At 44.8% G+C, this 22,137-nt stretch carries 19 protein-coding genes and 3 tRNA genes; 17 read left to right on the forward strand and 5 right to left on the reverse strand.

The genetic code is table 11. The annotated features are described in order from the left end of the window. The first annotated feature begins 42 nt into the window (after positions 1 to 42). The 5 genes from uvrC (at position 43) to HH196_RS03260 (ending at position 2,777) form a co-directional block, all read left to right on the forward strand. Positions 43 to 1,800: an excinuclease ABC subunit UvrC gene (gene uvrC, locus HH196_RS03240; RefSeq protein WP_248276912.1), complete on the forward strand. Its 1,758-nt coding sequence runs from the start codon at positions 43 to 45 to the stop codon at positions 1,798 to 1,800. A gap of 21 nt (positions 1,801 to 1,821) precedes the next feature. Then, on the forward strand, positions 1,822 to 2,388 hold the full coding sequence (gene pgsA / locus HH196_RS03245) for a CDP-diacylglycerol--glycerol-3-phosphate 3-phosphatidyltransferase (RefSeq protein WP_169450648.1): 567 nt from the start codon (positions 1,822 to 1,824) through the stop codon (positions 2,386 to 2,388). 130 nt (positions 2,389 to 2,518) lie between these two features. Continuing rightward, positions 2,519 to 2,594: transfer RNA gene (locus HH196_RS03250), tRNA-Gly, on the forward strand. A 4-nt stretch (positions 2,595 to 2,598) separates the two neighbouring features. Beyond that, positions 2,599 to 2,673: transfer RNA gene (locus tag HH196_RS03255), tRNA-Cys, on the forward strand. Positions 2,674 to 2,692: 19 nt separating this feature from the next. Further along, a tRNA-Leu gene (locus tag HH196_RS03260) sits at positions 2,693 to 2,777 on the forward strand. 43 nt (positions 2,778 to 2,820) lie between these two features. Here HH196_RS03260 and HH196_RS03265 read toward each other — a convergent pair. The 3 genes from HH196_RS03265 to HH196_RS03275 are packed head-to-tail and all read right to left on the reverse strand — an operon-like array spanning position 2,821 to position 8,898. Then, the gene (locus HH196_RS03265; protein WP_169450649.1) at positions 2,821 to 4,629 is read right to left on the reverse strand and encodes an EAL domain-containing protein; all 1,809 of its coding nucleotides are present in this window, start codon (positions 4,627 to 4,629) and stop codon (positions 2,821 to 2,823) included. Between the two features lie 3 nt (positions 4,630 to 4,632). Next, on the reverse strand, positions 4,633 to 6,786 hold the full coding sequence (locus HH196_RS03270) for an ATP-binding protein (protein ID WP_169450650.1): 2,154 nt from the start codon (positions 6,784 to 6,786) through the stop codon (positions 4,633 to 4,635). 57 nt (positions 6,787 to 6,843) lie between these two features. Beyond that, entirely contained in the window at positions 6,844 to 8,898 is a 2,055-nt protein-coding gene (locus HH196_RS03275; RefSeq protein WP_169450651.1) for an EAL domain-containing protein, read from the reverse strand. A gap of 213 nt (positions 8,899 to 9,111) precedes the next feature. Between HH196_RS03275 and HH196_RS03280 the strand changes: the two genes are divergently transcribed. From HH196_RS03280 to HH196_RS03305, 6 genes are all read left to right on the forward strand, one after another. Further along, a complete protein-coding gene (locus HH196_RS03280; RefSeq protein ID WP_169450652.1) occupies positions 9,112 to 9,987 on the forward strand; it encodes an NAD(P)-dependent oxidoreductase in 876 nt (291 codons plus the stop codon). A 26-nt stretch (positions 9,988 to 10,013) separates the two neighbouring features. After that, positions 10,014 to 10,358, forward strand: a complete 345-nt coding sequence (locus tag HH196_RS03285) for a hypothetical protein (protein WP_169450653.1) — start codon at positions 10,014 to 10,016, stop codon at positions 10,356 to 10,358. Positions 10,359 to 10,415: 57 nt separating this feature from the next. After that, positions 10,416 to 11,933 (forward strand): hybrid sensor histidine kinase/response regulator, encoded by a 1,518-nt coding sequence (locus HH196_RS03290; protein WP_169450654.1) that lies wholly within the window; start codon positions 10,416 to 10,418, stop codon positions 11,931 to 11,933. Positions 11,934 to 11,988: 55 nt separating this feature from the next. Further along, a complete protein-coding gene (locus HH196_RS03295) occupies positions 11,989 to 12,654 on the forward strand; it encodes a DNA-binding protein (protein ID WP_169450655.1) in 666 nt (221 codons plus the stop codon). A 6-nt stretch (positions 12,655 to 12,660) separates the two neighbouring features. Further along, a complete protein-coding gene (locus HH196_RS03300; RefSeq protein ID WP_169450656.1) occupies positions 12,661 to 13,128 on the forward strand; it encodes a response regulator in 468 nt (155 codons plus the stop codon). Between the two features lie 946 nt (positions 13,129 to 14,074). Then, positions 14,075 to 14,395 (forward strand): zinc ribbon domain-containing protein YjdM, encoded by a 321-nt coding sequence (locus tag HH196_RS03305; RefSeq protein ID WP_169450657.1) that lies wholly within the window; start codon positions 14,075 to 14,077, stop codon positions 14,393 to 14,395. A gap of 50 nt (positions 14,396 to 14,445) precedes the next feature. On the opposite strand, the gene HH196_RS03310 is transcribed toward HH196_RS03305, so the two are convergent. Continuing rightward, positions 14,446 to 15,291: a sulfurtransferase gene (locus HH196_RS03310; protein ID WP_169450658.1), complete on the reverse strand. Its 846-nt coding sequence runs from the start codon at positions 15,289 to 15,291 to the stop codon at positions 14,446 to 14,448. 95 nt (positions 15,292 to 15,386) lie between these two features. On the opposite strand from HH196_RS03310, the gene HH196_RS03315 reads away from it, so the two are divergent. Beyond that, positions 15,387 to 16,922 (forward strand): FMN-binding glutamate synthase family protein, encoded by a 1,536-nt coding sequence (locus HH196_RS03315; RefSeq protein WP_169450659.1) that lies wholly within the window; start codon positions 15,387 to 15,389, stop codon positions 16,920 to 16,922. Here HH196_RS03315 and HH196_RS03320 read toward each other — a convergent pair whose 3' ends face one another. Continuing rightward, positions 16,923 to 17,318 carry a hypothetical protein gene (locus tag HH196_RS03320; RefSeq protein ID WP_169450660.1) on the reverse strand — a complete coding sequence of 132 codons (396 nt, stop codon included), beginning with the start codon at positions 17,316 to 17,318 and terminating at the stop codon, positions 16,923 to 16,925. A 202-nt stretch (positions 17,319 to 17,520) separates the two neighbouring features. Here HH196_RS03320 and HH196_RS03325 point away from each other — a divergent pair, with 202 nt between their 5' ends. The 5 genes from HH196_RS03325 to HH196_RS03345 all read left to right on the forward strand — a co-directional run bounded on the left by HH196_RS03325 (position 17,521) and on the right by HH196_RS03345 (position 21,753). After that, positions 17,521 to 18,921: a dihydrolipoyl dehydrogenase gene (locus HH196_RS03325; RefSeq protein ID WP_169450661.1), complete on the forward strand. Its 1,401-nt coding sequence runs from the start codon at positions 17,521 to 17,523 to the stop codon at positions 18,919 to 18,921. An 83-nt stretch (positions 18,922 to 19,004) separates the two neighbouring features. Beyond that, positions 19,005 to 19,985, forward strand: coding sequence for an MDR family oxidoreductase (locus tag HH196_RS03330; protein ID WP_169450662.1), 981 nt, complete (start codon positions 19,005 to 19,007; stop codon positions 19,983 to 19,985). Between the two features lie 111 nt (positions 19,986 to 20,096). After that, positions 20,097 to 20,714, forward strand: a complete 618-nt coding sequence (locus HH196_RS03335; RefSeq protein WP_169450663.1) for a DsbA family protein — start codon at positions 20,097 to 20,099, stop codon at positions 20,712 to 20,714. Between the two features lie 122 nt (positions 20,715 to 20,836). Continuing rightward, positions 20,837 to 21,280: a YeeE/YedE family protein gene (locus tag HH196_RS03340; protein WP_169450664.1), complete on the forward strand. Its 444-nt coding sequence runs from the start codon at positions 20,837 to 20,839 to the stop codon at positions 21,278 to 21,280. Continuing rightward, positions 21,277 to 21,753 carry a YeeE/YedE family protein gene (locus tag HH196_RS03345; RefSeq protein ID WP_169450665.1) on the forward strand — a complete coding sequence of 159 codons (477 nt, stop codon included), beginning with the start codon at positions 21,277 to 21,279 and terminating at the stop codon, positions 21,751 to 21,753. Before HH196_RS03340 ends, HH196_RS03345 begins: the two co-directional genes overlap by 4 nt. The last annotated feature ends 384 nt before the right edge of the window (positions 21,754 to 22,137 follow it).

The raw sequence follows: 22,137 nt of genomic DNA on the forward strand, positions 1-22,137 counted from the left end.
GCACTGATTAAAACCCTGCCACAATCACCCGGCTGTTATCAGATGTATGACAGCAAAGGGGAGCTTCTATATGTTGGCAAGGCTAGAAACCTCAAAAATCGAGTCAGTAGTTATTTTCGATCTAACGGTCTGAGTATCAAAACCCAGGCGCTGGTTGCAAAAATTGCATCTGTTGAGATAACCACCACAGGGTCCGAAACCGAAGCGCTTCTGCTAGAACAGAACCTTATTAAGAGCAATCGTCCTCCCTACAATATATTGTTGCGTGACGATAAGTCGTACCCCTATATCTTGATTACAACAGGTGATGAATTTCCTGCTGTTCGATATCAGCGTGGTAAAAGAACCGGTAAGGGTGAGCTGTTTGGGCCTTTCCCTAGTGGCGGTGCTGTGCGTGAGTCACTGAATCTACTCCAGAAACTTTTTATGGTTCGCCAGTGTGACGATAGTTTTTTTAGGAATCGCTCTCGTCCCTGTCTTCAACATCAAATAAAACGCTGCAGCGCCCCCTGTGTAGGCCTCGTTAAGCCTGACGACTACTCCCGTGATGTACGCCATACCATGATGTTCCTACAAGGACGCAACCCATCGGTGATGAAAGAGCTTGCTGATGCTATGGAAGATGCAGCAAGTAAATTGGAGTTTGAGAAGGCTGCAGAGCTTCGTGATCAATTGGCTCGTCTTCAGCATGTTCAAGAGCAGCAGTTTGTTACTGGCCAGCAGGGTGATGCAGATGTTTTCGGATGTGCACAACAACCCGGCGGGGTCTGTGTACATGCCCTATTTGTTCGTCAGGGACGTGTGATTGGTTCAAAAGTGTTTCATCCTAGAATTTCGATTGAAGAGTCGCCAGCAGAGGTTCTCACGGCCTTTATCGCACAGTTCTACTTAGGCGGTGGTCGTGAGATTCCGTCGAGCATTATTACTTCAGAGGCGCTTGATGATGCTGATGTGATTCAAGATGCGCTCTCTGAAGTGCGTGGCGCTAAAGTTAGCATCTCACACTCGGTACGAGGCGATCGGGCAGGGTGGCAGCGTCTTGCTCAGATGAATGCAGAGCAGAACCTCCAAGCGCAGTTGGCGAACAAGCAGAATATCTACAATCGCTTCCTAGCGTTGCAAGAGGCGTTATCTTTAGATGATATACCACAGCGCATGGAGTGCTTTGATATCAGTCACTCAAGCGGTGAAGCAACGGTCGCCTCCTGTGTGGTGTTTGATCGTAATGGCCCTCTGAAGCGTGATTATCGTAAATTTAATATTGATGGAATCACGGGCGGGGATGACTACGCCGCCATGCATCAAGCGCTGGAGCGACGTTTTGGTAAAGCGAAGTCTAGCGATGCTATTTTACCAGATCTATTAATCATAGATGGTGGTAAGGGGCAGGTCACGCAAGCGGTTGATGTGCTAGAAGAACTCGGTATTCATGAGGTACGTGTAATCGGGATTGCAAAAGGACCCACCCGTAAAGCTGGCTTCGAGATTCTAATTGATGCTGAGACTGGTGAAGAGAAGATACTTCAATCAGACTCTTTAGCTCTTCATCTCTTGCAGCATATTCGTGATGAGTCGCACCGCTTTGCTATCACGGGGCATCGCGCTCGGCGTGACAAAGCGAGAAAACAGTCTATCCTAGAAGGCATAGATGGCGTTGGCCCTAAACGCCGTCGCGAACTGTTGAAACATTTCGGCAGTGCGCGTGCTGTTGAGTCTGCGAGTATTGAAGAAATCGCAAAAGTCTCTACTATTAGCCATAATCTAGCGCAAGAGATCTACCGTGCGCTTCACCCCGAATAGCCCAAGGATGTACAAGGCTTAATGAATCTTCCAAATATTCTAACGCTGCTGCGAATTCTTCTGATTCCGGTATTTGTTGTTGTCTACTACTGGCCTAGTGAACATTCACGCTGGATTGCAGCAGCCATCTTCGCCATTGCTGCTTTCACTGATTGGCTGGATGGCTATCTAGCCAGAAAAATGAATCTTGTAAGCGGCTTTGGTGCCTTCTTAGATCCGGTCGCAGATAAACTGATGGTAGCTGCGGCTCTTGTCATTATTGTTGATACCTACAGTCGTGCCTTGGTCGATTGGCCTGCACTGCTTGCTACCCCGGCAATTGTGATTGTGGGGCGTGAGATCGTAATCTCAGCACTTCGCGAATGGATGGCGGAGATTGGTAAACGCACGCAAGTAGCTGTTTCCATGATTGGTAAGGTTAAAACCGCACTTCAGATGCTCGCTATATTCCTTCTAATTGGCACCGATCCGAGTGATAGCCTAGTCTGGATTGGGGTAGGGGCGCTCTACATTGCTGCACTTCTTACGCTCTGGTCTATGATTGTCTATCTGCGAGCCGCTTGGCCCTATTTGAAAGAGGGACTTTGAGTCCCTTTTTTATTGTCTAAGTGGTTATTTTTTAAGCAGAAGTAATTGTGATTGGAAGTGCAATTAGTGGTGTGTTTCGATTGACAGAGTCTGCTGAAGCTCTATAATACGCGCCACTTGTTCAGCAAGTGCGGGAATAGCTCAGTTGGTAGAGCGCAACCTTGCCAAGGTTGAGGTCGCGAGTTCGAGCCTCGTTTCCCGCTCCAAATTGGCGAGTTGGCAGAGCGGTGATGCAAATGATTGCAAATCATTACCAGGCCGGTTCGACTCCGGTGCTCGCCTCCATTTGGACAAGCTCCTCACCGCGCGAGTGGTGGAATTGGTATACACAAGGGATTTAAAATCCCTCGGCTTCGGCTATACGGGTTCAAGTCCCGTCTCGCGCACCATCTCCCGACTTCTAACTCTTAAAAGATTCGGGATTCATATATTCTATCTAGCCGTTCTACTTTCGTTTATCAACGGGTTCTCTTTAGTAGAAAATATCGTTTCATTGTTTTTTGTAATCATCGGTTGAACTGGGAAATCACACGCCTTTAGTGGTTTGTAGAAGAGGTATCCTTGAGCTATCTCACACCCCATATTTGTAAGCATTCTAGCTTGCGGTTCTGTTTCTATCCCTTCTACAACAACCTCTAGTGAAAACGTGTGTGCCAGGGCAATCATCCCTTGTATCAATCGTTTAGGTTTTTGATCTTCAAGCATATGATTTACGAATGAACGGTCAATCTTTAAGACATCAAGAGGAAGATCTTGTAGATATGAGAGTGACGAGTAGCCTGTTCCAAAGTCATCCATTGCAATGCTTAAACCCAAAGACCGTAACTCATGCATTACATTTATAGTCTGTTCCATTGAGGTCACCATCACTGTCTCGGTCAATTCAATTTGCACTTGATATGGTGAAACTTGGTACTTCGCTAATGATTGTTTAACGAAATCAATGAAATTGGGTTTTTTGATTTGTAAGCTAGATACATTAATAGCTAACTTAAAATCAGCACCCACTTTTCCGCTCACTACCCATTGGTTAAGTTGTTTTAACGACTCTGCAAACACCCAAGATCCAATATCCACAATAAGACCTGTGCGTTCTGCAATTGGAATAAATTCATCAGGACCTACAAAACCTAAGGATCTACTGTTCCATCTAACCAGTGCCTCTGCACCGACTATCAATCGATTGAGCAGACTTATTTTGGGTTGGTAAACTACAAAGAGCTCATCCTCTGATAGAGCCCTTCGAAGTTCATTCTCGATCTGTATTGAACGATTATTAGCTACATCCATCTCAACAGTGTACTCATTGATGGTACAACTTGAATGATGATCTGGAATTGCTAGTGATGCGCGACGAATCAGTTCATTACCCTGGTTCATCACGTCATCACATCGGCATATTCCGATTCGGACACTTACGTAAAAATAGAACATTCCAAGGTCATGATCACCTTTTAATAGACGCTCAATTCGTTCTGCTAAACGGCTTGATTCCTCTTCGGTCAAATCCTCTGCAATACCAACTAATTGGTTGCCATTCCAAATACCAATCATTAATTGCTTGTTGATAGGGGATTGTTTAATGACCTTAGCTATTGCCGCCATAGCTTTATCTGCAAGCTCATGTCCGTAGCTTTTTGATAACTCTGTAATGCCATCTAACTCTATGAAATAGCTTGTTAATTTGCGTCGTTCGGCCAGTCTTTCAAAGACTGTTTTTATGAGTGAGCGACGGTTAGGTAGCCCCGTTACTGAATCGGTAAGACTGAGTTTTTTTAAAGATTCAGGGTTGCTTGTGTCAAAAAACTCGGCAATATCTGGATTGCCACTCTCGAATGAATGTTTACCCTGATATTGGCTAAGAATATTTCTAATCCTTTGTGTCACTTCGAAGTGATCAAAGGGCTTATTCAGAAAGTCGATAGCCCCTAAAGCAAGAGCTTGTGTTTTAGTAGCGAGATCTGTCTGTGCTGTAAGAACCATAATGGGTGGGCAGCTTTCCTTAAATGTTTCTTTAAGCTGTTCCATTACTTCAAAGCCACTTAGATAAGGCATTCTGATATCTAAGAGAATAATGTCTGGTCGTTTCTCCTGACATAAGGGTAGAACTTCTCTTGGATCAGTCAATGAGGCTATATTCGTGAACTGTGCAGCTTCCAGAAGGTCTTCCAGAAGCATAACGTTAGCCTGATTATCATCAACAATAAGTATGTTAGCTGCTGATATATCTTTAGCTTGCATCACTTAATCCTCGTCGAAGTATGTATCTAAAATCTCAAAAAAAATCGGGATGTCTATAGGTTTAGTCAGGTAATGATCAAAACCCTCTCTTAATCCACGCGTTACATCGCTCGGCATTGCGTTAGCAGATAGTGCAATACATGGAATGTTCGCTGTTCGCTGATCGCTCTTGAGTAGTCTGAGTAATTCGAATCCGTCCATGCCTGGCATATGGATATCTAAGATAATTAAATCCGGTATATGCTCACGAGCAAGATCTAGGCCTAAATGGGGTTCGTGAGCGACGGTTAGATCGAGATGATCGATGTCTTCAAAAATGTCCTCCATGAGTCGTTGATTTGCAGGGTTGTCTTCGACATAGAGAACACGCTTGTTGAGTGAAATATTCGACCCAGAGTCAGGCTCGTTAATAGTATCTTCCGATTTGAGATTATTTGTTGCAGTTACGGCTTTAGAGAGTGGTAGAGATACGGTAAAGCAACTTCCAGATTTATCGCTATTAACACTCAACTTTCCGTTCATGTACTCAACAATTTTAAGCGTCAAGGCGAGTCCAACCCCTGTACCTTCGACTGCAGACCCTTCGGCTTTACCACGGTTAAAGGGTTCAAATATGGTCTCCATATGAGCCTCATCAATGCCAATGCCTGAATCGCGAATTTCAAGATGGACGAGTTCGTTTTCTACGCGAGAACTTACACTTACCCAACCATTCGGGCGGTTGTATTTAACAGCATTGGAAAGGAGATTAATCATAACTTGCTTTAATCGGGTGTAATCTGCAATCGCATAGATATCTAAGTCCGAATCTACCACTCGCAATTCAATGCCAGATCTATCAGCTAATGGCTTCAGGGTCTCATAGGACTCGTCAATAACATTCCCCAGGTTTGTGGGTTCAAGTGAAATTGTGAGCTTGCCAGCTTCAATCTTAGATAGATCCAATATGTCGTTAATCAGGGTAAGAAGATGCTTACCACTAGAGTGGATCTGATGTACCTGCTTAGCTTGCTTGTCGTTCAGAGGATTTTTTGGACTCGATGTGAGGAGTTGTGAAAATCCAATTATAGAATTTAGGGGTGTTCTAAGTTCGTGACTCATGGAACTCAAGAATTCGCTTTTGGCCTTGTTAGCTGACTCCATTTCATCACGGGCCTTCGCTATTTGAACCATGAATGCTTCACGTTCGTTCATTTGACGGTAAAGCTGGATAAGTAGGGAGCAGGTTCCAACAAAGGGCTCTAGCAGCTCTACCAGTTCATCATCAATTTTTAGTGAAGTGTTTGATATGGCGATCATGCCAAGGACTTCTCCTTGCTTCTTAATCGGCAAGGCAAGTAGGTTGTGAAGGGGGGGGTGCCCTGGTGGAAGACCGCGTGCGCCTGGTTCCGTACTTGGTGATTGGGTTTTTACAATTTCACCTTTGGCAAATACTCTGCCTAGGAGAGATTTTTGGTTAGAGACTTTACCATCACCTAGAACTAGGTCATTCATCAGTTTACGCGAATCTTCGTCCCAGGAGAGATCTGTCAAAGCATGCACTTTTAATTCAACGCCTGCATCACCAGGAACTACTTCACCGATAAGCGCATACTCACTTTCGGTAATTTCACGCAGTGATTGCTGAAGGAACTGCCAAATCGTGTCACCCGCAATTAGCTGTTCATAGTCTGTAATACCTGTGTGCAAGGTATCCATTAAACGTTTTTGCTTTTGGAGTTTGTTTTCGAACTCTTTGATTACCGTAAGGTCTGTGATGATGCCTATGAATTCATTTATTCCTTCGCCATCTACCACGACTTCACTTACGGCTAAATGTATAGGTACTTTGCGGCCACTCATATGTTTTGCCTCTAGTTCTCGCCCTACACCGATAACTGAGCTTTCATGGCTTGCGTTCTGTCTCTTATCACGATCGTAGTTACTGAGGTAGTGGTCGTGATTTCGTGCAATTGAGGCAGGCATTAGGATAGAGACGTTTTGCCCAATTAGATCATCAACTTGATATCCCAGAATCTTTGTGACCATAGGGTTTGCAGATTCAATAATGCCTCGAGCATTGATATGTACAATTCCAGCTGCGGCATTTGTAAAAATGGCTTGGTGGCGTGCTAAGGATCTATGTAGGTCTTTTTCTTGATGTACTGGCTTGTTCATGATCTTTCCTTGTTCTTGAATCTTAGAATCTCTCTGCATTTTTTATGCCAGCTTTATTCAGACCATTTCAATTTGAGCGCTATAGGTTTTAATTAGTTCTTTAATAGGCATTGGTTTGTGGTGTAGATAACCCTGTTGGTAATTACATCCAAGCTCATTCAGTGTCCTAGATTGAGCCTCTGATTCAACACCCTCGGCGACCACATCAATATTGAGACTGTGGGCCATTTGAATAATGGCCTTACAAATCGATAAATTTCTATTGTCATTAGGAAGTCCATCAACAAATACCTTATCGATCTTAAGGGAGTTAATTTGATATTTAAGAAGATAGGATAGGGCTGAGTAGCCTGTGCCAAAATCATCAATCGATAGCTTTATTTGATTCCTTTTCGCAAAATTAAGGAGCTTGTTGAGCGTATCGCTTGAGATTAGAAGTGAACTTTCTGTTAACTCGATTCTAAGCTTCATTTTGTGGGGTTTTAGCTTCTCTATCAGGGATGGTATATCGATAGTCCCTTGGCTATCTGCCCGCAAAGTTGCGGGTGAAAGATTGATAGAAATAGAGCAGTCCGGAGCTAGCTCAATCAGCTCAGAACACTCATTAAACGCATTGTTAAGAACCCAGTGATCTAGTTGAGATATCAATCCAGAAGTCTCCGCAACACTGATAAACTCATCTGGAGAAATGACGCCAAGGCTCGGGTGATGCCACCGCGTTAAAACTTCAACACCTTGAAGCTCAGAAGTATGGCTAGCAACTATTGGTTGATAAACAAGCGACAATTGATTCTCTTGTATTGCCTTACGAAGGCTAGTAACAAGTATCAACCTACGCTGAGCATCTTCCGCCAAATCTGGCGTGTAGAATACGTAATTATTCCGTCCTAGGTGTTTAGCTTGATAGAGTGCGTGCTCTACATAGCGAAGCAGATCATCAGCGTTGTCACTATCATCTGGATAACACGCAATACCTATACTTCCTGAAATAGTAAGAGCTTTATCTCCAATTAAAATTGGCTTTAAGAGGCTTTCAAGTATCTTTGAAGCTAGAACTGCATTGTCTTCAATTGAAGTACTATCGTTGATCAGAACAACGAACTCATCGCTTCCAAGGCGTGCAATTTGATCACTGCTTCTTAGGGCACTCTTTAATCGATTGGCAACTTCAACCAAAACTTGGTCGCCTGTATGGTGACCGAGGTTGTCGTTAATCTCTTTAAAATGGTCAATGTCTAAAGCTAAAAGTGAAATTCTATCTTTTCTCGGATTCCCCTGATCAACCTGAAGACGAAGTTTAGTTATGAAATTATGTCGATTCGCTAGGTTAGTTAGATTGTCATAATTCGCTTGTTTCCAAATAAGATTTTCTCGTTCCTTTAGCCTAGTGATGTCGTGTGATATTCCGACTAAGCCAATTACATCCCCGGCAGAGCTGTAGAGCGGAACCTTAGTGGACAAATTCCAACTATCATTGCCGTCACTCCATATTTCATGATGTAACTTGTCGTAACTAGGTTCTCCTGAAGCCATGATATGTACTTCTTCACTCCTAGTTTTTTCGGCATGATCTTTTGAATAAAAATCAGCATCACTCTTTCCTATAGCATCGCTTGGTTTCTCTAGCCCGTACCGTTCAGCAAGTGCAGGATTTATCCTAATAAAACGGGAGTTTAAGTCTTTAAAATAGATTTGGTCCGGAACGTTGTTGACCAGTGTTTGTAGAAGATTGTGCTCCTCTAATAATTTATCACTAAGCGCTAAGGGCCTTGTCACGTCAGTCCAGCGAATGATTCGATAAGCTGAATTATTTGTTTCGATCTCTTGCGTATACCGTTGCAGTTTTTTGCCATTAGGACTTTCGATGTATTCAAAACTAATCTCCCCGCCAAATATTGCGTCACTCTCAGCCGCCGACCTGTATAGGTTACAGCAGGGCTCAACAAGTTCTCTTGCCGAATGAGGGGTAGCAGCAGTCAACTCAAGGTCACTTAAATCCCAGTATTCCAAAAAAAGTGCATTCCACAGGAGGGGGTTATCCTTAAAGTCTGTAATTAGGATGGCGTTGGTGCTGGTCTCTATTAACGACTTAGAATCTATGGCTGCTGCCATTGCTGACTCCTAAAACATATTGATTCTAAATTTCAGCGTAGACGCTATTTTTGAGAATGCTTAATTAAATCCAATTTATTTTGTAAAAATTTTCTAGATAAATAGCATCTGTAATGGGTAGATTTTTTGTTAGGAAGTTTCACAAGGTGGCATCGCTATTCGCTGTTTTGGATAACTCAGTTAATATCTATGAAAAATCTATTAGGACTTCTCATGAAAACGGTATCGATGTTGGGCATAGGCTTGATGGGCCTACCAATGGCTGCACGGCTTTTGGATGCTGGGTTTACAGTGCGTGTATGGAATCGCACAGCTGAGAAATGCGTTCCCTTGGTTGATAAGGGGGCTTATGCATGCAGTGATTTAAATGAGGCTGCTCGATCAGATATTTTGATTACTATGCTTGCTAATGGGCAGGTGGTGAAAGAGGTGGTTGAAAGACTGGTTGCCGAGAACCAACTTACTGAAGGGAAAATTGTAATTGATATGAGCTCTACCTCCTTGGATGAGGTGAAAGAGATAAGTGAGCTTGTATTATCAGCTGGAGCGAGCTTTATCGACGCACCCGTTTCAGGCGGCGTAAAGGGGGCTGAAGAGGGCACTTTAGCAATAATGGCTGGTAGCCATACTGCTAACCATTTTAACGCTGTCGAGGATGTTTTAAGAGCCATGGGGCGTCCCGTAAGAGTGGGTGATGTTGGTGCTGGTCAAGTATCAAAGCTCGCTAATCAGGCTATTGTGGGTGGCACCATCGGAATTGTTTCTGAAGCTATTCTTCTTTTAGAGCGCGCCGGTGTAAATTCAGATGCATTTCGCGACGCACTTCGCGGCGGGTTTGCGGATAGTTCAATCCTTCAGCTGCACAGTAAGCGAATGAGTGAACGTAGCTTCGTGCCGGGCGGCAAAGTGACAACACAGCTGAAAGATGAACGCAACATCCTCGATGCTGCCAAATCATTTGGGATAACGCTTCCAATAACGCAATCAATTTACAATCGTTATGAGCTGCTCGCTAATGATCTCGATAAAGGGGCGCTAGATCACTCAGCATTATTTCTAGAGTTATTAGCTCAAAACGGGCTAGACTAAGGGTAGTGAGATCATAAGGGGTCTAGATGAGCACTAATAATCTGCAAATCCAAAAACACGCCCGCAAAGTCTATGTCCGCATGCACGACGGTAGTCGTTTAGTTGGAGCAATGTACATGGGGGCTGAAGAGCGTCTCCAAGATGTTATGAACGATTTGCGTTCATTTATCCCTATCTACCTCGATGATAATAAAGAGCACCACCCTGTGGTGATGGTTTCAAAACGCTACATACAACAGGTTGAAGAGATTAGAGGCAATCGTCTCTCATCGCAGGTTCTCAGTAGTTCTGCTGAGCAGGTAACAACCGAAGCTGATATTAGAGAAGCAGCAAAAGTCTCGCTTGACGGAAAAAAATTCGAGCTCGAATAGCGATTGGCACAATTCCTGCTATGTTTAATTCAACAGAAACGTTTGAATTGAAGATAGATGGAATCAAAAGTCGATTACACAGGCCTCTCTGAAGAGCTCAAAAACTCCTACGACGCTATGTTTGCTTGTCATCGTGAGCATCGAGCAGGAACGCCGGGCGAGCTCTGGGTGCTACTTGATCACGAATTAAACCAAGTTCGCCTAAATCCTGATGCTCAGCTGGCATTTAACCAGCCAGCCTGTGTCGATCTTGCTGTATTCGCAAAGCACTTCACTCCAAGTGAAAAGATCTTTAATAACCTTCAGCTCCGAGATGGTGCTGAACTAAGGTTTCAATCCATCGATAGTGAAGAGCAGGGGGATGCAACCCACTTCTCCGCTTGGGGCTTTCAGTATGAGCCACACCAGTCACTTCGCCTTCTTAACTTTAGAAAGGTCGATCTATTTGATCCAAATAAGTTATCCGCGATTGATGAGCAGCTTTTTAATCAAAGGCATTTGTTTGGGATCATTTCTCATGAGTTGAGGACACCGGCAGCAACCTTAAAGATGTTGATCGATGATTTAGAGGATGGGGCCTCACTGCCAGGACACCTGCCTCAACTCAGAGAGACCGTGGATCATCTTCTCGCTGTTTTGCAGGATATGAACCAAGCGGTGAATCCATCGCGTGCATTACCTGCAACAAAAACACGTTTCCATCCCAACCGACTCCTGGAAAATGTTCATGCACAGATGCGTAGAATGGCAGAACTTGCCGATATCCAACTACACATCACGCTGATTAAAAATGAAAAACTACTGCTTGAAAGTGACTTACAACGCTTAAAAATCATAGCTTTAAATCTGATTAAGAATGCAATACTTCACTCTCGAGGAACTCAGATATGGCTTACTGCTGAATGGCAACCAAGAGCTGGATGTGGCTATTTAAAGATCCGTGTGGATGATGACGGCCGAGGCATACCCGAAGCTGAGCGGGAGAAGGTATTTGAGCCGTTTGAGCGACTAGATACGGAAGCAGATGGGTCTGGATTGGGTCTATTTATCGTGAGGCAGTCAATAAATGAGCTTAATGGTAGTGTAGCGATTACACGCAACGCCAAGGGCGGAGCGTCGTTTGAGGTGAGCGTTCCCGTTAAGAACATATCGGAAGCACCAGTTACCCCTGTGTTTCGTCAGGAGTCGCCAGATACCCGAAGATTGCTTGAGAAAATGCGTATATTGGTTGTAGAGGATGATCCTGTCATACGGATGGTCTCAAAAAGCCTGCTAAGTAAGTGTGTCGAACATGTCGACGTCGCTGAAGATGGCTTGGTGGGTTATAACAAGGTTAGGGCAGGTGACTACGATCTAATACTCTCGGACTACTTTATGCCCGTCTTAGATGGTCTTGAGATGATCAAGAAAATACGTGCTGATGGAATTCATACTCCAATCGTATCGGTAACAGCTGCTGTGTTAGGCCAGGAGGCTGAGGCACTACTGGATGCGGGTGCAAGCCGCGTAATAGCAAAGCCAATCTCAATGAAAGCCTTTATAGATTTAGTAGAGCAGCTAAACATTACGGACTAGAGTCTTTCAGATATGATCTGTATAGTACGTATTTTTAATATGTACTATGTATTTTATGAGCACAGAAAAACGCAGCCAAATATATGAGATTGCCGATCAGTTACTGCGTGAGGGTGTAAAACCAACCCAGCAAAACGTTCGCGAACGCCTTGGTAGTGGTTCTTTAACGACTATAAATAGAGCGCTCAATGAGTGGTGGGGGCAGCTAGGCTCACGCTTAGAGGCGCAAACGCAGGGGTTTGATCTGCCTGATCCTGTGGTAAAACAGGTTAATCGCCTATGGAATGAGGCGCTGGCATACGCCGACAAAGCCTCAAATCAGCGAGTGGAAATCCTGCAAAAGAAGCATGCAGATGCGCAGGCAGAGCTTGATTCGATAGATTCTAAATATACCTCACAAATAATTGATTTAAATAAGATTGTAATTCAATTAAGGAGCGATATCTCATCCGCAGATGCTGCAATAAAAGAGCTGAGAGCTGAGTTAAAGAGTGAGCAGGATTCGCTATTTAAAGCCAATCGAGAGCTGGATTCACTTTTAAGCAAATCCGCTCCTGGTAATGCGTTAGAGCAAAAACAGACCGATAAAGACTTGCTAGAGGCGCGCGTACGGATAAAAATACAGGATGAAGAGATAACTCGGCTCAGGGCCCAAAATGCCCAATTGTCTGAAGATAATGCACAGCTGAAGTATCAAGTTAAGAGACTCCAAGAGATCTAGCTTTTAATGCTCATACATGTAAAACCTGGCGCAGACCAAGAGAAGCTGCAGAAAATCATTACTAACTGCAGTGCTGGCGACACAATCAACGTAGCAAGTGCTGAGCAGTTTGAGGATCTCAAAAAGCTTCTTGTTGCAGCGAAAAAGATAGATATTCGCTTAGTTATGATTGATGACGAAGGTTACGTATCGCGTCAGATACATACTAAAAAGCGCTCTGAATCGGCCTGCGCTTCAAGTCTGGGCGAAACATACACTCAGCAGCAATCTGGCTTTAATGATCGCCAAATGAGCGTTATACGTGCCCTGGAGCGTGTTCTGGCGCATTGTAAGAAGGAGGGTGTCTCGCTCGTTGGCTATAGTGATGAGCTTGTAGCTACCCCCGCGCAGAGTGTTGATCAATTTGAATCTACAGTTGATAGCTATGATCTAGATACGCAGGGTGTATACACAGGCGCTGACAACAATCGCTAAGAAACTTAGATCGTCGTTTAACTTATTAAAGGTAGCTTAGGCTGCCTTTTATTTTGGCCGTCATTAGGTGGCTACAAACTGCTATTAACAGCGTGTTTCTTTTAAGCTGAAGGGCATGCTGGGATTTACTCAACTCTAGATACAGCACTGCATTAATAATTAATTTATTTAACATAATATATATTATACGTATCTATATAGATCGATATTAAGGCCTCTACGTACCTGTTAGTATTCACTTATATGATATAAACCAAGACTTTTAGATAAGCATATCTACGCCCTGCGTTTTGACTGTAGATGCTCTACGCGCTCATAATTATTGGCGACTTCATGCGTGCACTGATGTTTAAGCTGATCAATTGTTTAAGGTTATGTGAATTACCTACTTCGACTCGCGATTCAAGTTGAGCCTTCAGATACTGATATCCTCGTCTGGCTTTAAAAGCTCTACATACTCTATCTATGCTTAATCTTTTTTATGAGTGACTCTCTAGCTGCTTATCCTCGAGTTTCATACTTTATTGATGGATTTAATGCTTTTAAGTGTCTGTTGATAGCTGTGTGGAAGTATTTTCTGATATCCCAGCTTGCTGGGATCTGTTTTTGATCTTAAGCGAGATTGCGCCAATAGCTATGCTGTTGACTGGTTTTCGGTGAATGTAACTCACCAATCAAAATTTATATCTGTTATTCGTAATAATAATTGTTATTAATCAATAATTTACATTTGTATTATAAATTAATTTATCACTTAAGTTATCGCTATTTATCAGGCTAATTCCTGGTGTTTTATGCCTTATTTTGATCAATATGAGTGCTATTCATTACACATATTAACCATTATTTTGGGCTCTCTTGCCTGTGGATAACTTTTTCGCAGGTGCGTTATAGGAGTTATTGATGTAGGATTATGCACACTTTACACCTACAGATGAGATGAGAAATGAGCAGCTACCCTCCTTGCCCTAAATGTGAATCAGCATTCGTATACGAAGACCAAGGCAATCTTATGTGCCCAGAGTGTGGCCATGAGTGGGATCCAAATGCTGCTCCAGTAGATGAAGATCAGTTGATTGTAAAAGATGCTAACGGTAATCAGCTTGCTGAAGGTGACTCTGTTACGCTGATTAAAGATCTTAAAGTTAAAGGTGGCGGTACTGAAAAGGTAGGCACCAAGTTTAAGATTCGTCGTCTTGTTGATGGCGACCACAATATTGATTGTGGCGCATTGATGCTTAAATCGGAATTCGTTAAGAAGGCCTAAGAGATCAAAGGTGTCTGGTCTTCAGCCTGACACCTTCTCTTTCAGAGTAATTACTCCCCTGTCGCTACACCTCTATTCGCATCTCTTATCCACTCAGACCAAGATCCTGGGTAAACAGAAACGGCCTCAAGGCCTGCAACTTCTATAGCAAATCGTCCTAGACATGCAGTTACGCCTGAGCCACACATAAATACAGGTTCATTAGGTTCGTAATCACCTAGTGTATTTCTGTAGCTTGCTACCAATTCGGCTGGCGATTTGAATAGACCGTTAGCTGCATAGTTTTCAGAAAGAGGAATATTGAGAGCACCTGGGACATGCCCAGCAATAGGGTCGATAGGTTCTACCTCACCTCGGTAGCGCTCAGCTGCACGGACATCTATAACAGTGCCCTGCATTTCGCCCGCTACTATAGCTTCAACTTCATTTACACTAAGCACATTCTCAAGTGAATCCTTAAGTTGAATGTTGCCTGTCGAGTTTGTAATTGGTTTTTCTAGCGACGGAGTGACTCCTAGTTTTAGCCATTCTGGATATCCGCCATCTATGATTGCAACCTTGTCGAATCCTATCCAGCGACACATCCACCAAAAACGCGCTGCAAAAAGCCCTGCAGAGCTGTCATACGCAACTAATTGATCCCCTTCGTTAACACCAGCATCTGCTAAGAACTGTTTGAATGACTCGCGTGTTGGTAGTGGGTGGCGTCCGCTTGTGGCGGTTATAGGTGAAGACATCACCTCATCTAAATTTACATAGATCGCACCAGGTATGTGCCCTTCTGCATATTGCTGGGCTCCCGCTTCTGGATTAGCCAGGTCAAATCGACAGTCAAAGATTTTAAGAGAGTTGAGTGCTGTAAGAGTTGAAGCTTTGATGAGTGTTCTCTGTCCCATTAAATAATCCTAAATAAGAATTGAATGAGCGGTTGCTCTTATTGACCCAGATGTTAGATTAAAACCCTTCCAGTAACTACTGTAGGTTCTAGCTCATGGATATCTTTAGCGGTCTCTTTACTATTCTGTTTAACTTCCTTCCAAGTCTGATTCTGCTAATTGTTGTTGCAGGGTTGGTATTTCTCTATCTCATAGATCGCCATCAAGTCGACCATACTATCCGTCGTAACTACCCTGTCATTGGGCGCTTTCGCTATTTTCTTGAAGATCTGGGTGTTTTCTTTAGGCAGTATTTCTTTGCTCAAGATCGTGAAGAGATGCCGTTTAACCGTGCGGATCGCTCTTGGGTCTACCGCGCTGCCAAACAAGAGTCGACTATGCAGGCGTTCGGTTCAACTCGCGCGCAGCGTGAAGGTGATGTTCTCTTTGCTAACTCGGTTTTCCCTTACAGTGGTGAAGATACTAATGAGTCACTGGTGTTCGGCCCATATACTGAGAATCCCTACATTACAGACAAGTTCTTCCATATTTCAGGTATGAGCTACGGCGCGATTTCTAAACCTGCAATACGCGCACTGGTAGCAGGTGCAAAAGAGGCTGGGATTTGGATCAACACAGGTGAAGGCGGTGCTTCACGTGAACATCTCCAGGGCGGTGCAGATGTGGTCTTCCAGATAGGTACAGCCAAGTATGGTGTGCGTAATGAAGATGGCACGCTTAGCGAAGAGAAGCTTCGCGCCATGGCCGATAATAGCTGCGTTAAGATGTTTGAGATTAAGTTATCGCAAGGGGCCAAGCCTGGTAAAGGCGGCATCCTTCCTGCTGATAAAGTGACTACGGAGATCGCCCAGCAGCGTGGCATTCCTGTAGGCCAAGCCTCTATCTCTCCTCCAGGACATGCTGAGGTTCTTAATGCTGAAGATCTATTCCAATTTATTCATCACATCCGCTCAATAGTTAAGAAGCCCGTAGGTATAAAGATTTGTGTGGGTAACATGGAGGAGTTCCGCGCCCTATTCCAAACCCTTGTTTCAAAAGCAGAGGCGGAAAGAAGCCAGCATCAAGATGCCCAAACTGCAGAGCGTGCCTATCTTCAAGTACTGGCAGATTATGCGCCGGATTTTATTACGCTTGATGGTGGTAATGGTGGTACAGGGGCAGCCCCTATGTCTTTGATAGATGCTGCTGGTATGAACCTGCCGGAATCGCTCCCGTTTGTTGATAACCTGCTAACGGAACTGAACTTACGTGATCGTATAAAATTGGTATGTTCCGGTAAGTTGATCACGCCAGTCGATGTTGCTTGGGCGCTCTGTGCCGGTGCCGATGCCGTTACTACTGCCCGTGGTTTCATGTTTTCGCTGGGTTGTATTCAGGCGCTTCAGTGCCATCAAAACACCTGCCCTACAGGTATTACGACCCACAACAAGAAGCTGCAAGAGGGTCTGGACCCGCATAATAAGGCGGTTCGCGTGGCTGCTTATGCTAACGAGATGCGTAAAGAGGTTGAAACCATCGCTCACAGTTGTGGTGTCTCAACCCCACATCAGTTGTCACGGAAAAATGCGCTGATCTATGTGAGTAATCAGCACGCTAGACCGATGACTGATATCTATAAATCAAAATCTTAATTAGTGGCGACGTTGAAGTAGAGTTGCTAACTCTGCTTCAACCTCTTCCATATCAAGGTGCAGCATCACATCCCAAGCCAGACGTTTAAACTGATGCGTTGGTAGCTTGAATCCATAGCTATCAATAATCTGTGAATTGACGATCTTAGGAGCGCTTTTAAGATCGATCCAGACGTGCATCTTCTGTCCGTAATCAAATCGGTAGGTCATCTCCATCACAAAAACCAGCCCTTGTTCGGTTGCTAAGGCGCAATGGATGAGAGCCGTTGGTTTCTCAGTTTCGATAGACAAAGCTTTAAGTTCAACCGAACAGAGCTCAAATTTGTTGGCTTTGATCTGCTCGATCATTACTTCGTTTAGCGGTTGGTTCACGAATTGTTGGTTTAGTGAATTCATACTTCTCTACCCTTTTGTTCACGCTGAGCGCGTAGCTCAAATTAGTTATAACTCAACTGGTCATACCTTCGTTAAGCAAGGTGCGTGCCAACTTTCCGAGTAGGCTTTAAAAACATAAATTGATTACCGTCATCTCTTTTACCTAATCCTTTGTCTACAATGCTTTTATTGAATGTTTACTGTTATTTCTTAGAGGTTGCTCGTGCAGAAGTTAGAAGTTGATGTGGCGATTATTGGGTCTGGTACTGCCGGCTTGTATGCGCTTTCAGAGGTTAAGCGTAGTGGTAAAACATGGGTTTTAATTCAAGGCGGGCCTGTGGGTACGACCTGCGCTCGTGTTGGTTGTATGCCCTCTAAGTTACTTCTTAAAACTGCAGATCTATATGCCGAGCGAGCTCATTTTGCAGCGCAGGGTATTAACGGAGCAGACGGCCTCTCGATAGATCCTGTTCAAGTGATGACGCACTTAAGGTCAATGCGTGACCAATTCGTTTCTGGTGTTACCAGTAAAACCACAGACCGAATGGATGAAGATCATTTTGTTCGCGGCTTCGCTAAGTTCACATCTACCAATAGCTTGAAGGTGAATGACCTAGAAGTGAGCTTTAAAAAAGCGATTATCGCTACTGGTTCAACGCCGATTGTGCCGGCTTCCTGGAGTGAGATTAAAGGTATATACACAACTGACAACCTATTTGAGATCAATAGCCTACCTAAATCACTTGCAGTAGTAGGTTTGGGTGCGATCGGGCTTGAAATTGGTCAGGCGATGAGCCAGCTTGGCGTGCTAGTCGTAGGTTTTGATCAAGCGAACACCTTGGCCTCTCTTCAAGATGAGAGCCTTAAAGCGAGCGCTATTGAATACTTCAACAACCTCTTCCCTATTCATCTAGGGGAATCAGTCGAGCTTGAACAGGCGCAAGATGGCAGCGTAAGCGTTAAAAATAGCCAAGGTGTGCAGCGTTTTGACGCGGTTCTCCTCTCTCTTGGTCGCCGTAGCAATATCGGTAGTATGGATATTGAGAATGCAGGTGTGGAATTGACCAATGGTTATGCCAATTTTGATCCTGAATCTATGCAGATAGCTGATACCAATATCTATCTCTCTGGCGATGTGACGGGGGATCGCGCTGTGATGCATGAGGCTGCAGATGAAGGACTTATCGCTGGCTATAATGCCTCCGTAGATGTGCTTGAACAGAAAGCATTCAAGCGCAAAACCCCGCTGGGTATTGTCTTTACCGAGCCAAACATCGCTCGTGTTGGTGATTTAACAATGGATGACTCGGTCGTCTCTGTATCACAACCCATAGTTAACGGCCGTGCAAAGGTTAAAAAGCAGAGTACTGGAGGAATAGTGCTTCATGCTGATGCGCGAACTGGTAAGCTTCGTGGGGCTGAACTGGTCTCAACAGAGGCTGAACACATGGCGCATCTGCTAGCTTGGGCTATTGAACAAAATAGCACGGTAGCCGATCTGCAGAAGATGCCTGTATACCATCCAGTGCTTGAGGAGGCGTTAATGTCTGCTATAGAGGCGCTAGGGCGTAAATTAGAGCCGCAGCTTTCTACGGCAGAACATAAACTACATCGTGCAATCTAAATATTAATTTGCTTACTCTGCTGCATTGACCCCTACCCCTAAACTGCCTAGTCTAACGATCATAATTGAGTCGGAGGTTAGGTATGTTTAAGGCAATTTTGATCAATAAAGATGATTCCGGTTATCAGTGCCAACTGACAGAGGTTGATGAGGCGCAGCTTCCTGAGGGTGATGTTCTCGTCGAAGTGGAATACTCCACACTAAATTACAAAGATGGCTTAGCTATCACGGGTAAATCACCTGTAGTTCGCCGTTTCCCGATGGTTGCAGGTATCGACTTTTCAGGGAAAGTAATTGAGAGCCAACATCCTAATTTCGCGCCTGGCGATGATGTGATTCTCAATGGTTGGGGCGTTGGTGAAACACATTGGGGCGGCCTTGCAGAGCGTGCTTGTGTTAAAGGTGATTGGTTAATAAAACGTCCTGCCTCTCTAAGTTCTCAAGATGCGATGGCAATTGGAACGGCAGGCTATACAGCCATGCTCTGTGTTCAAGCTATACAACGTGCTGGAGTTACTCCAGAGTCAGGCCCAGTTCTAGTAACTGGAGCTAATGGCGGTGTGGGAAGCTTTGCGCTTCGCATTTTGCAAAGACTTGGCTATGAAGCCTGGGCATCAACTGGGCGCATGGATGAGGCGGAGCACCTTAAAGCGATAGGTGCGACTGATGTAATTGATCGTGCAGAGCTATCGGAGCCCGGTCGCCCTCTTCAAGCAGAACGTTGGGCTGCTGCAATCGACAGTGTAGGTAGTCACACTCTAGCCAACGTCTGTGCCCAGATTAAATGGGGTGGCGCTGTTGCTGCGTGTGGTCTTGCACAGGGAATGGATTTCCCATCAACCGTGGCTCCATTCATTCTTCGTGGCGTTACTCTTTACGGTGTTGATAGCGTGATGCAGCCTGTTGCAATGCGTGAACAGGCGTGGGCAGCTCTGGCTGAAATCTTTAATGAAGAGTCACTTGCACAAATCACAGAAGTCATTCCGTTTGAGCAGGCAATTCCAGCCGCACACGACCTGCTTGCAGGCAAGATTCGTGGCCGTGTTGCAGTGAAGATTAAATAATTTGTATTACGGGGTCTGGCTTTCAGCCTGACCCCACTTGCTAATTTCGCTCCGCTCTCTGGAATACCACCGAAAAAGTCGTGTCAGGCTGAAGGCCAGACACGGTATTTAATGAAAGGTCTCAAATTGCTAAACCTCATCTATGTAATGGATCCCATGTGCTCTTGGTGTTGGGCATTTGCCAAGCCCCTGGCCAGTTTCCTAGAGCGCCATCCTGAACTACCCATTCAATATGTGATGGGAGGACTAGCCCCAGATAGCGACAAGCCTATGGATCTCTCGATGCGAAGCAAATTGCAAAGCATTTGGCATCATATCGAAGAGAGCACCGGTACTGAGTTTAATCATCAGTTTTGGAGCCTGAATAGTCCAAGGCGCTCTACCTACCCCGCCTGCCGCGCAGTAATAGCAGCAGCTCAACTGGAGCCGGATAGCACCGCTAAGATGATCGCCGCGATTCAGCACGCATACTACCTAAATGCCAAGAACCCATCAGATATAAATGTACTGGTTGAGTGTGCCACTTCGATCGATTTGGATGGTGAAGCATTTAAACGTTTAATGACCAGCGATGAGATTGACGTAAAGCTGTCTGAGCACCTTAATGCGTCGCGTAATCTTGGGGTTAGTGGTTTCCCAGCACTATTACTTAATGATGGCACGCAACTAACTCCCCTCGCCTTAGGCTATTCAACCCTAGAGAAACTGGAAGCACGCTTTTTAAAATAGAGTGCTAAATAGAGTGCTAAATAGAGTGCTAAATAGTTTGGGAAATATTCAAAAACGATATTGATCAAATTTAATGGGTTGCTACTATACCGGCCGCATTAAAATTTAAACAAAGAGCGACCATGGAAATTATCAACTTTACACCCGTCAGTGCAGCCATTGGTGGTGCACTTATTGGCCTATCAGCCGCATTTCTTCTTTTAGTTAAAGGCCGTGTTGCCGGTATATCGGGAATCGCAGGCGGTGTAATACTGCCTGAGCGCGGTGATATGTCATGGCGAATCGTTTTTATTCTTGGTCTTATCTTGGGTGGCTTCATCTACCAGATGCTAGGTCTAGAACCTAGCGTAGAAGGAATTAAAGCTCAGGTATCTAAAGGCTACCTAATCGTTGCGGGTTTGCTTGTGGGTATAGGAACCACGATAGGAACAGGTTGTACCAGTGGTCATGGAATCTGTGGTCTAGCACGCCGAAGCCCACGCTCGTTGGTTGCTACCCTTACATTCATGGCAAGCGCCATCGCGACTGTTTACGTGGTACGTCACCTTATCGGAGGTGCTGAATGAACACGCAGTCTAAATCTCTGATCGCATCGTTAGTTGCGGGCACTCTTTTTGGCCTTGGTCTTGCTGTTGCGCAGATGATCGATCCTGCGAAAGTGATCAACTTCCTTGATTTTACGGGCACCTGGGATCCCTCTTTGGCTTTCGTGATGGGTGGCGGCTTAGTTGTTAACCTTATCGCGACCCCGCTTATTCTCAAGCGCAAGGCACCGATGCTTGCCGAATTCTTCCGTGTACCTATTAAGAGCCAGATCGACAGTCGTTTAATTGTTGGCGGTGTGTTGTTCGGTATTGGTTGGGGCTTAGCAGGTTACTGCCCAGGTCCAATGATCACAGCACTAAGCTTTGCTAACAGCGATATCCTAACGGTGTTTGCGGCCTACGTTATCGGAACCCTAATCGCTCGCGTTATTCTACGTGCATACGAACGTGATCTAAGTGCCAAAGAGCGTGAAATGCGTTCTTGTGTAGAGTGATTGCTCTTTTAAAAATTTAAGATCAAAAGCAAATACCCAGCCAAAGGCTGGCCATTGGTACTTTTTGGTCAGCAAAAAGTACCCAAAAACTGACCACGCTCCTTCGGCCTGCGGCACACTGCGCTCGATACTATTTTTCTGAAGCCCATCAGGACCGCACAAAGTCGGCTTCCTGCCTCCGTTGTGCTCTTCGGCCGTCCATGGCCTCAGCCTGCTGAACTCTTAACCGAAAAATAGCACCGTGCTCGCTCTCAGTCGGACGTGGACATCTGCAGCGTAATTCGAAATCGACACTCGTAACGATAAATCTACAGAGTGCCAACCTCCCCCTTCGGATGAGAGTGAGCACGGAGTGCTTTTCCGGTTAAAAGGTAATTCCAGCGC

This window comes from Marinobacterium sp. LSUCC0821, assembly GCF_012848475.1.
In the GTDB taxonomy this organism is placed as follows: domain Bacteria; phylum Pseudomonadota; class Gammaproteobacteria; order Pseudomonadales; family Balneatricaceae; genus Marinobacterium_E.

Coding starts and splice junctions, on each gene's coding strand:
- HH196_RS03275 (WP_169450651.1), bottom strand. CDS start 8,898: ATGGCAGCAGCCATAGATTCTAAGTCGTTAATAGAGACCAGCACCAAC.
- HH196_RS03305 (WP_169450657.1), top strand. CDS start 14,075: ATGAGCAGCTACCCTCCTTGCCCTAAATGTGAATCAGCATTCGTATAC.
- pgsA (WP_169450648.1), top strand. CDS start 1,822: ATGAATCTTCCAAATATTCTAACGCTGCTGCGAATTCTTCTGATTCCG.
- HH196_RS03270 (WP_169450650.1), bottom strand. CDS start 6,786: ATGAACAAGCCAGTACATCAAGAAAAAGACCTACATAGATCCTTAGCA.
- HH196_RS03280 (WP_169450652.1), top strand. CDS start 9,112: ATGAAAACGGTATCGATGTTGGGCATAGGCTTGATGGGCCTACCAATG.
- HH196_RS03335 (WP_169450663.1), top strand. CDS start 20,097: ATGAAAGGTCTCAAATTGCTAAACCTCATCTATGTAATGGATCCCATG.
- HH196_RS03310 (WP_169450658.1), bottom strand. CDS start 15,291: ATGGGACAGAGAACACTCATCAAAGCTTCAACTCTTACAGCACTCAAC.
- HH196_RS03285 (WP_169450653.1), top strand. CDS start 10,014: ATGAGCACTAATAATCTGCAAATCCAAAAACACGCCCGCAAAGTCTAT.
- HH196_RS03330 (WP_169450662.1), top strand. CDS start 19,005: ATGTTTAAGGCAATTTTGATCAATAAAGATGATTCCGGTTATCAGTGC.
- HH196_RS03320 (WP_169450660.1), bottom strand. CDS start 17,318: ATGAATTCACTAAACCAACAATTCGTGAACCAACCGCTAAACGAAGTA.
- HH196_RS03340 (WP_169450664.1), top strand. CDS start 20,837: ATGGAAATTATCAACTTTACACCCGTCAGTGCAGCCATTGGTGGTGCA.
- HH196_RS03345 (WP_169450665.1), top strand. CDS start 21,277: ATGAACACGCAGTCTAAATCTCTGATCGCATCGTTAGTTGCGGGCACT.
- HH196_RS03295 (WP_169450655.1), top strand. CDS start 11,989: ATGAGCACAGAAAAACGCAGCCAAATATATGAGATTGCCGATCAGTTA.
- HH196_RS03315 (WP_169450659.1), top strand. CDS start 15,387: ATGGATATCTTTAGCGGTCTCTTTACTATTCTGTTTAACTTCCTTCCA.
- uvrC (WP_248276912.1), top strand. CDS start 43: ATGTATGACAGCAAAGGGGAGCTTCTATATGTTGGCAAGGCTAGAAAC.
- HH196_RS03300 (WP_169450656.1), top strand. CDS start 12,661: ATGCTCATACATGTAAAACCTGGCGCAGACCAAGAGAAGCTGCAGAAA.
- HH196_RS03265 (WP_169450649.1), bottom strand. CDS start 4,629: ATGCAAGCTAAAGATATATCAGCAGCTAACATACTTATTGTTGATGAT.
- HH196_RS03290 (WP_169450654.1), top strand. CDS start 10,416: ATGGAATCAAAAGTCGATTACACAGGCCTCTCTGAAGAGCTCAAAAAC.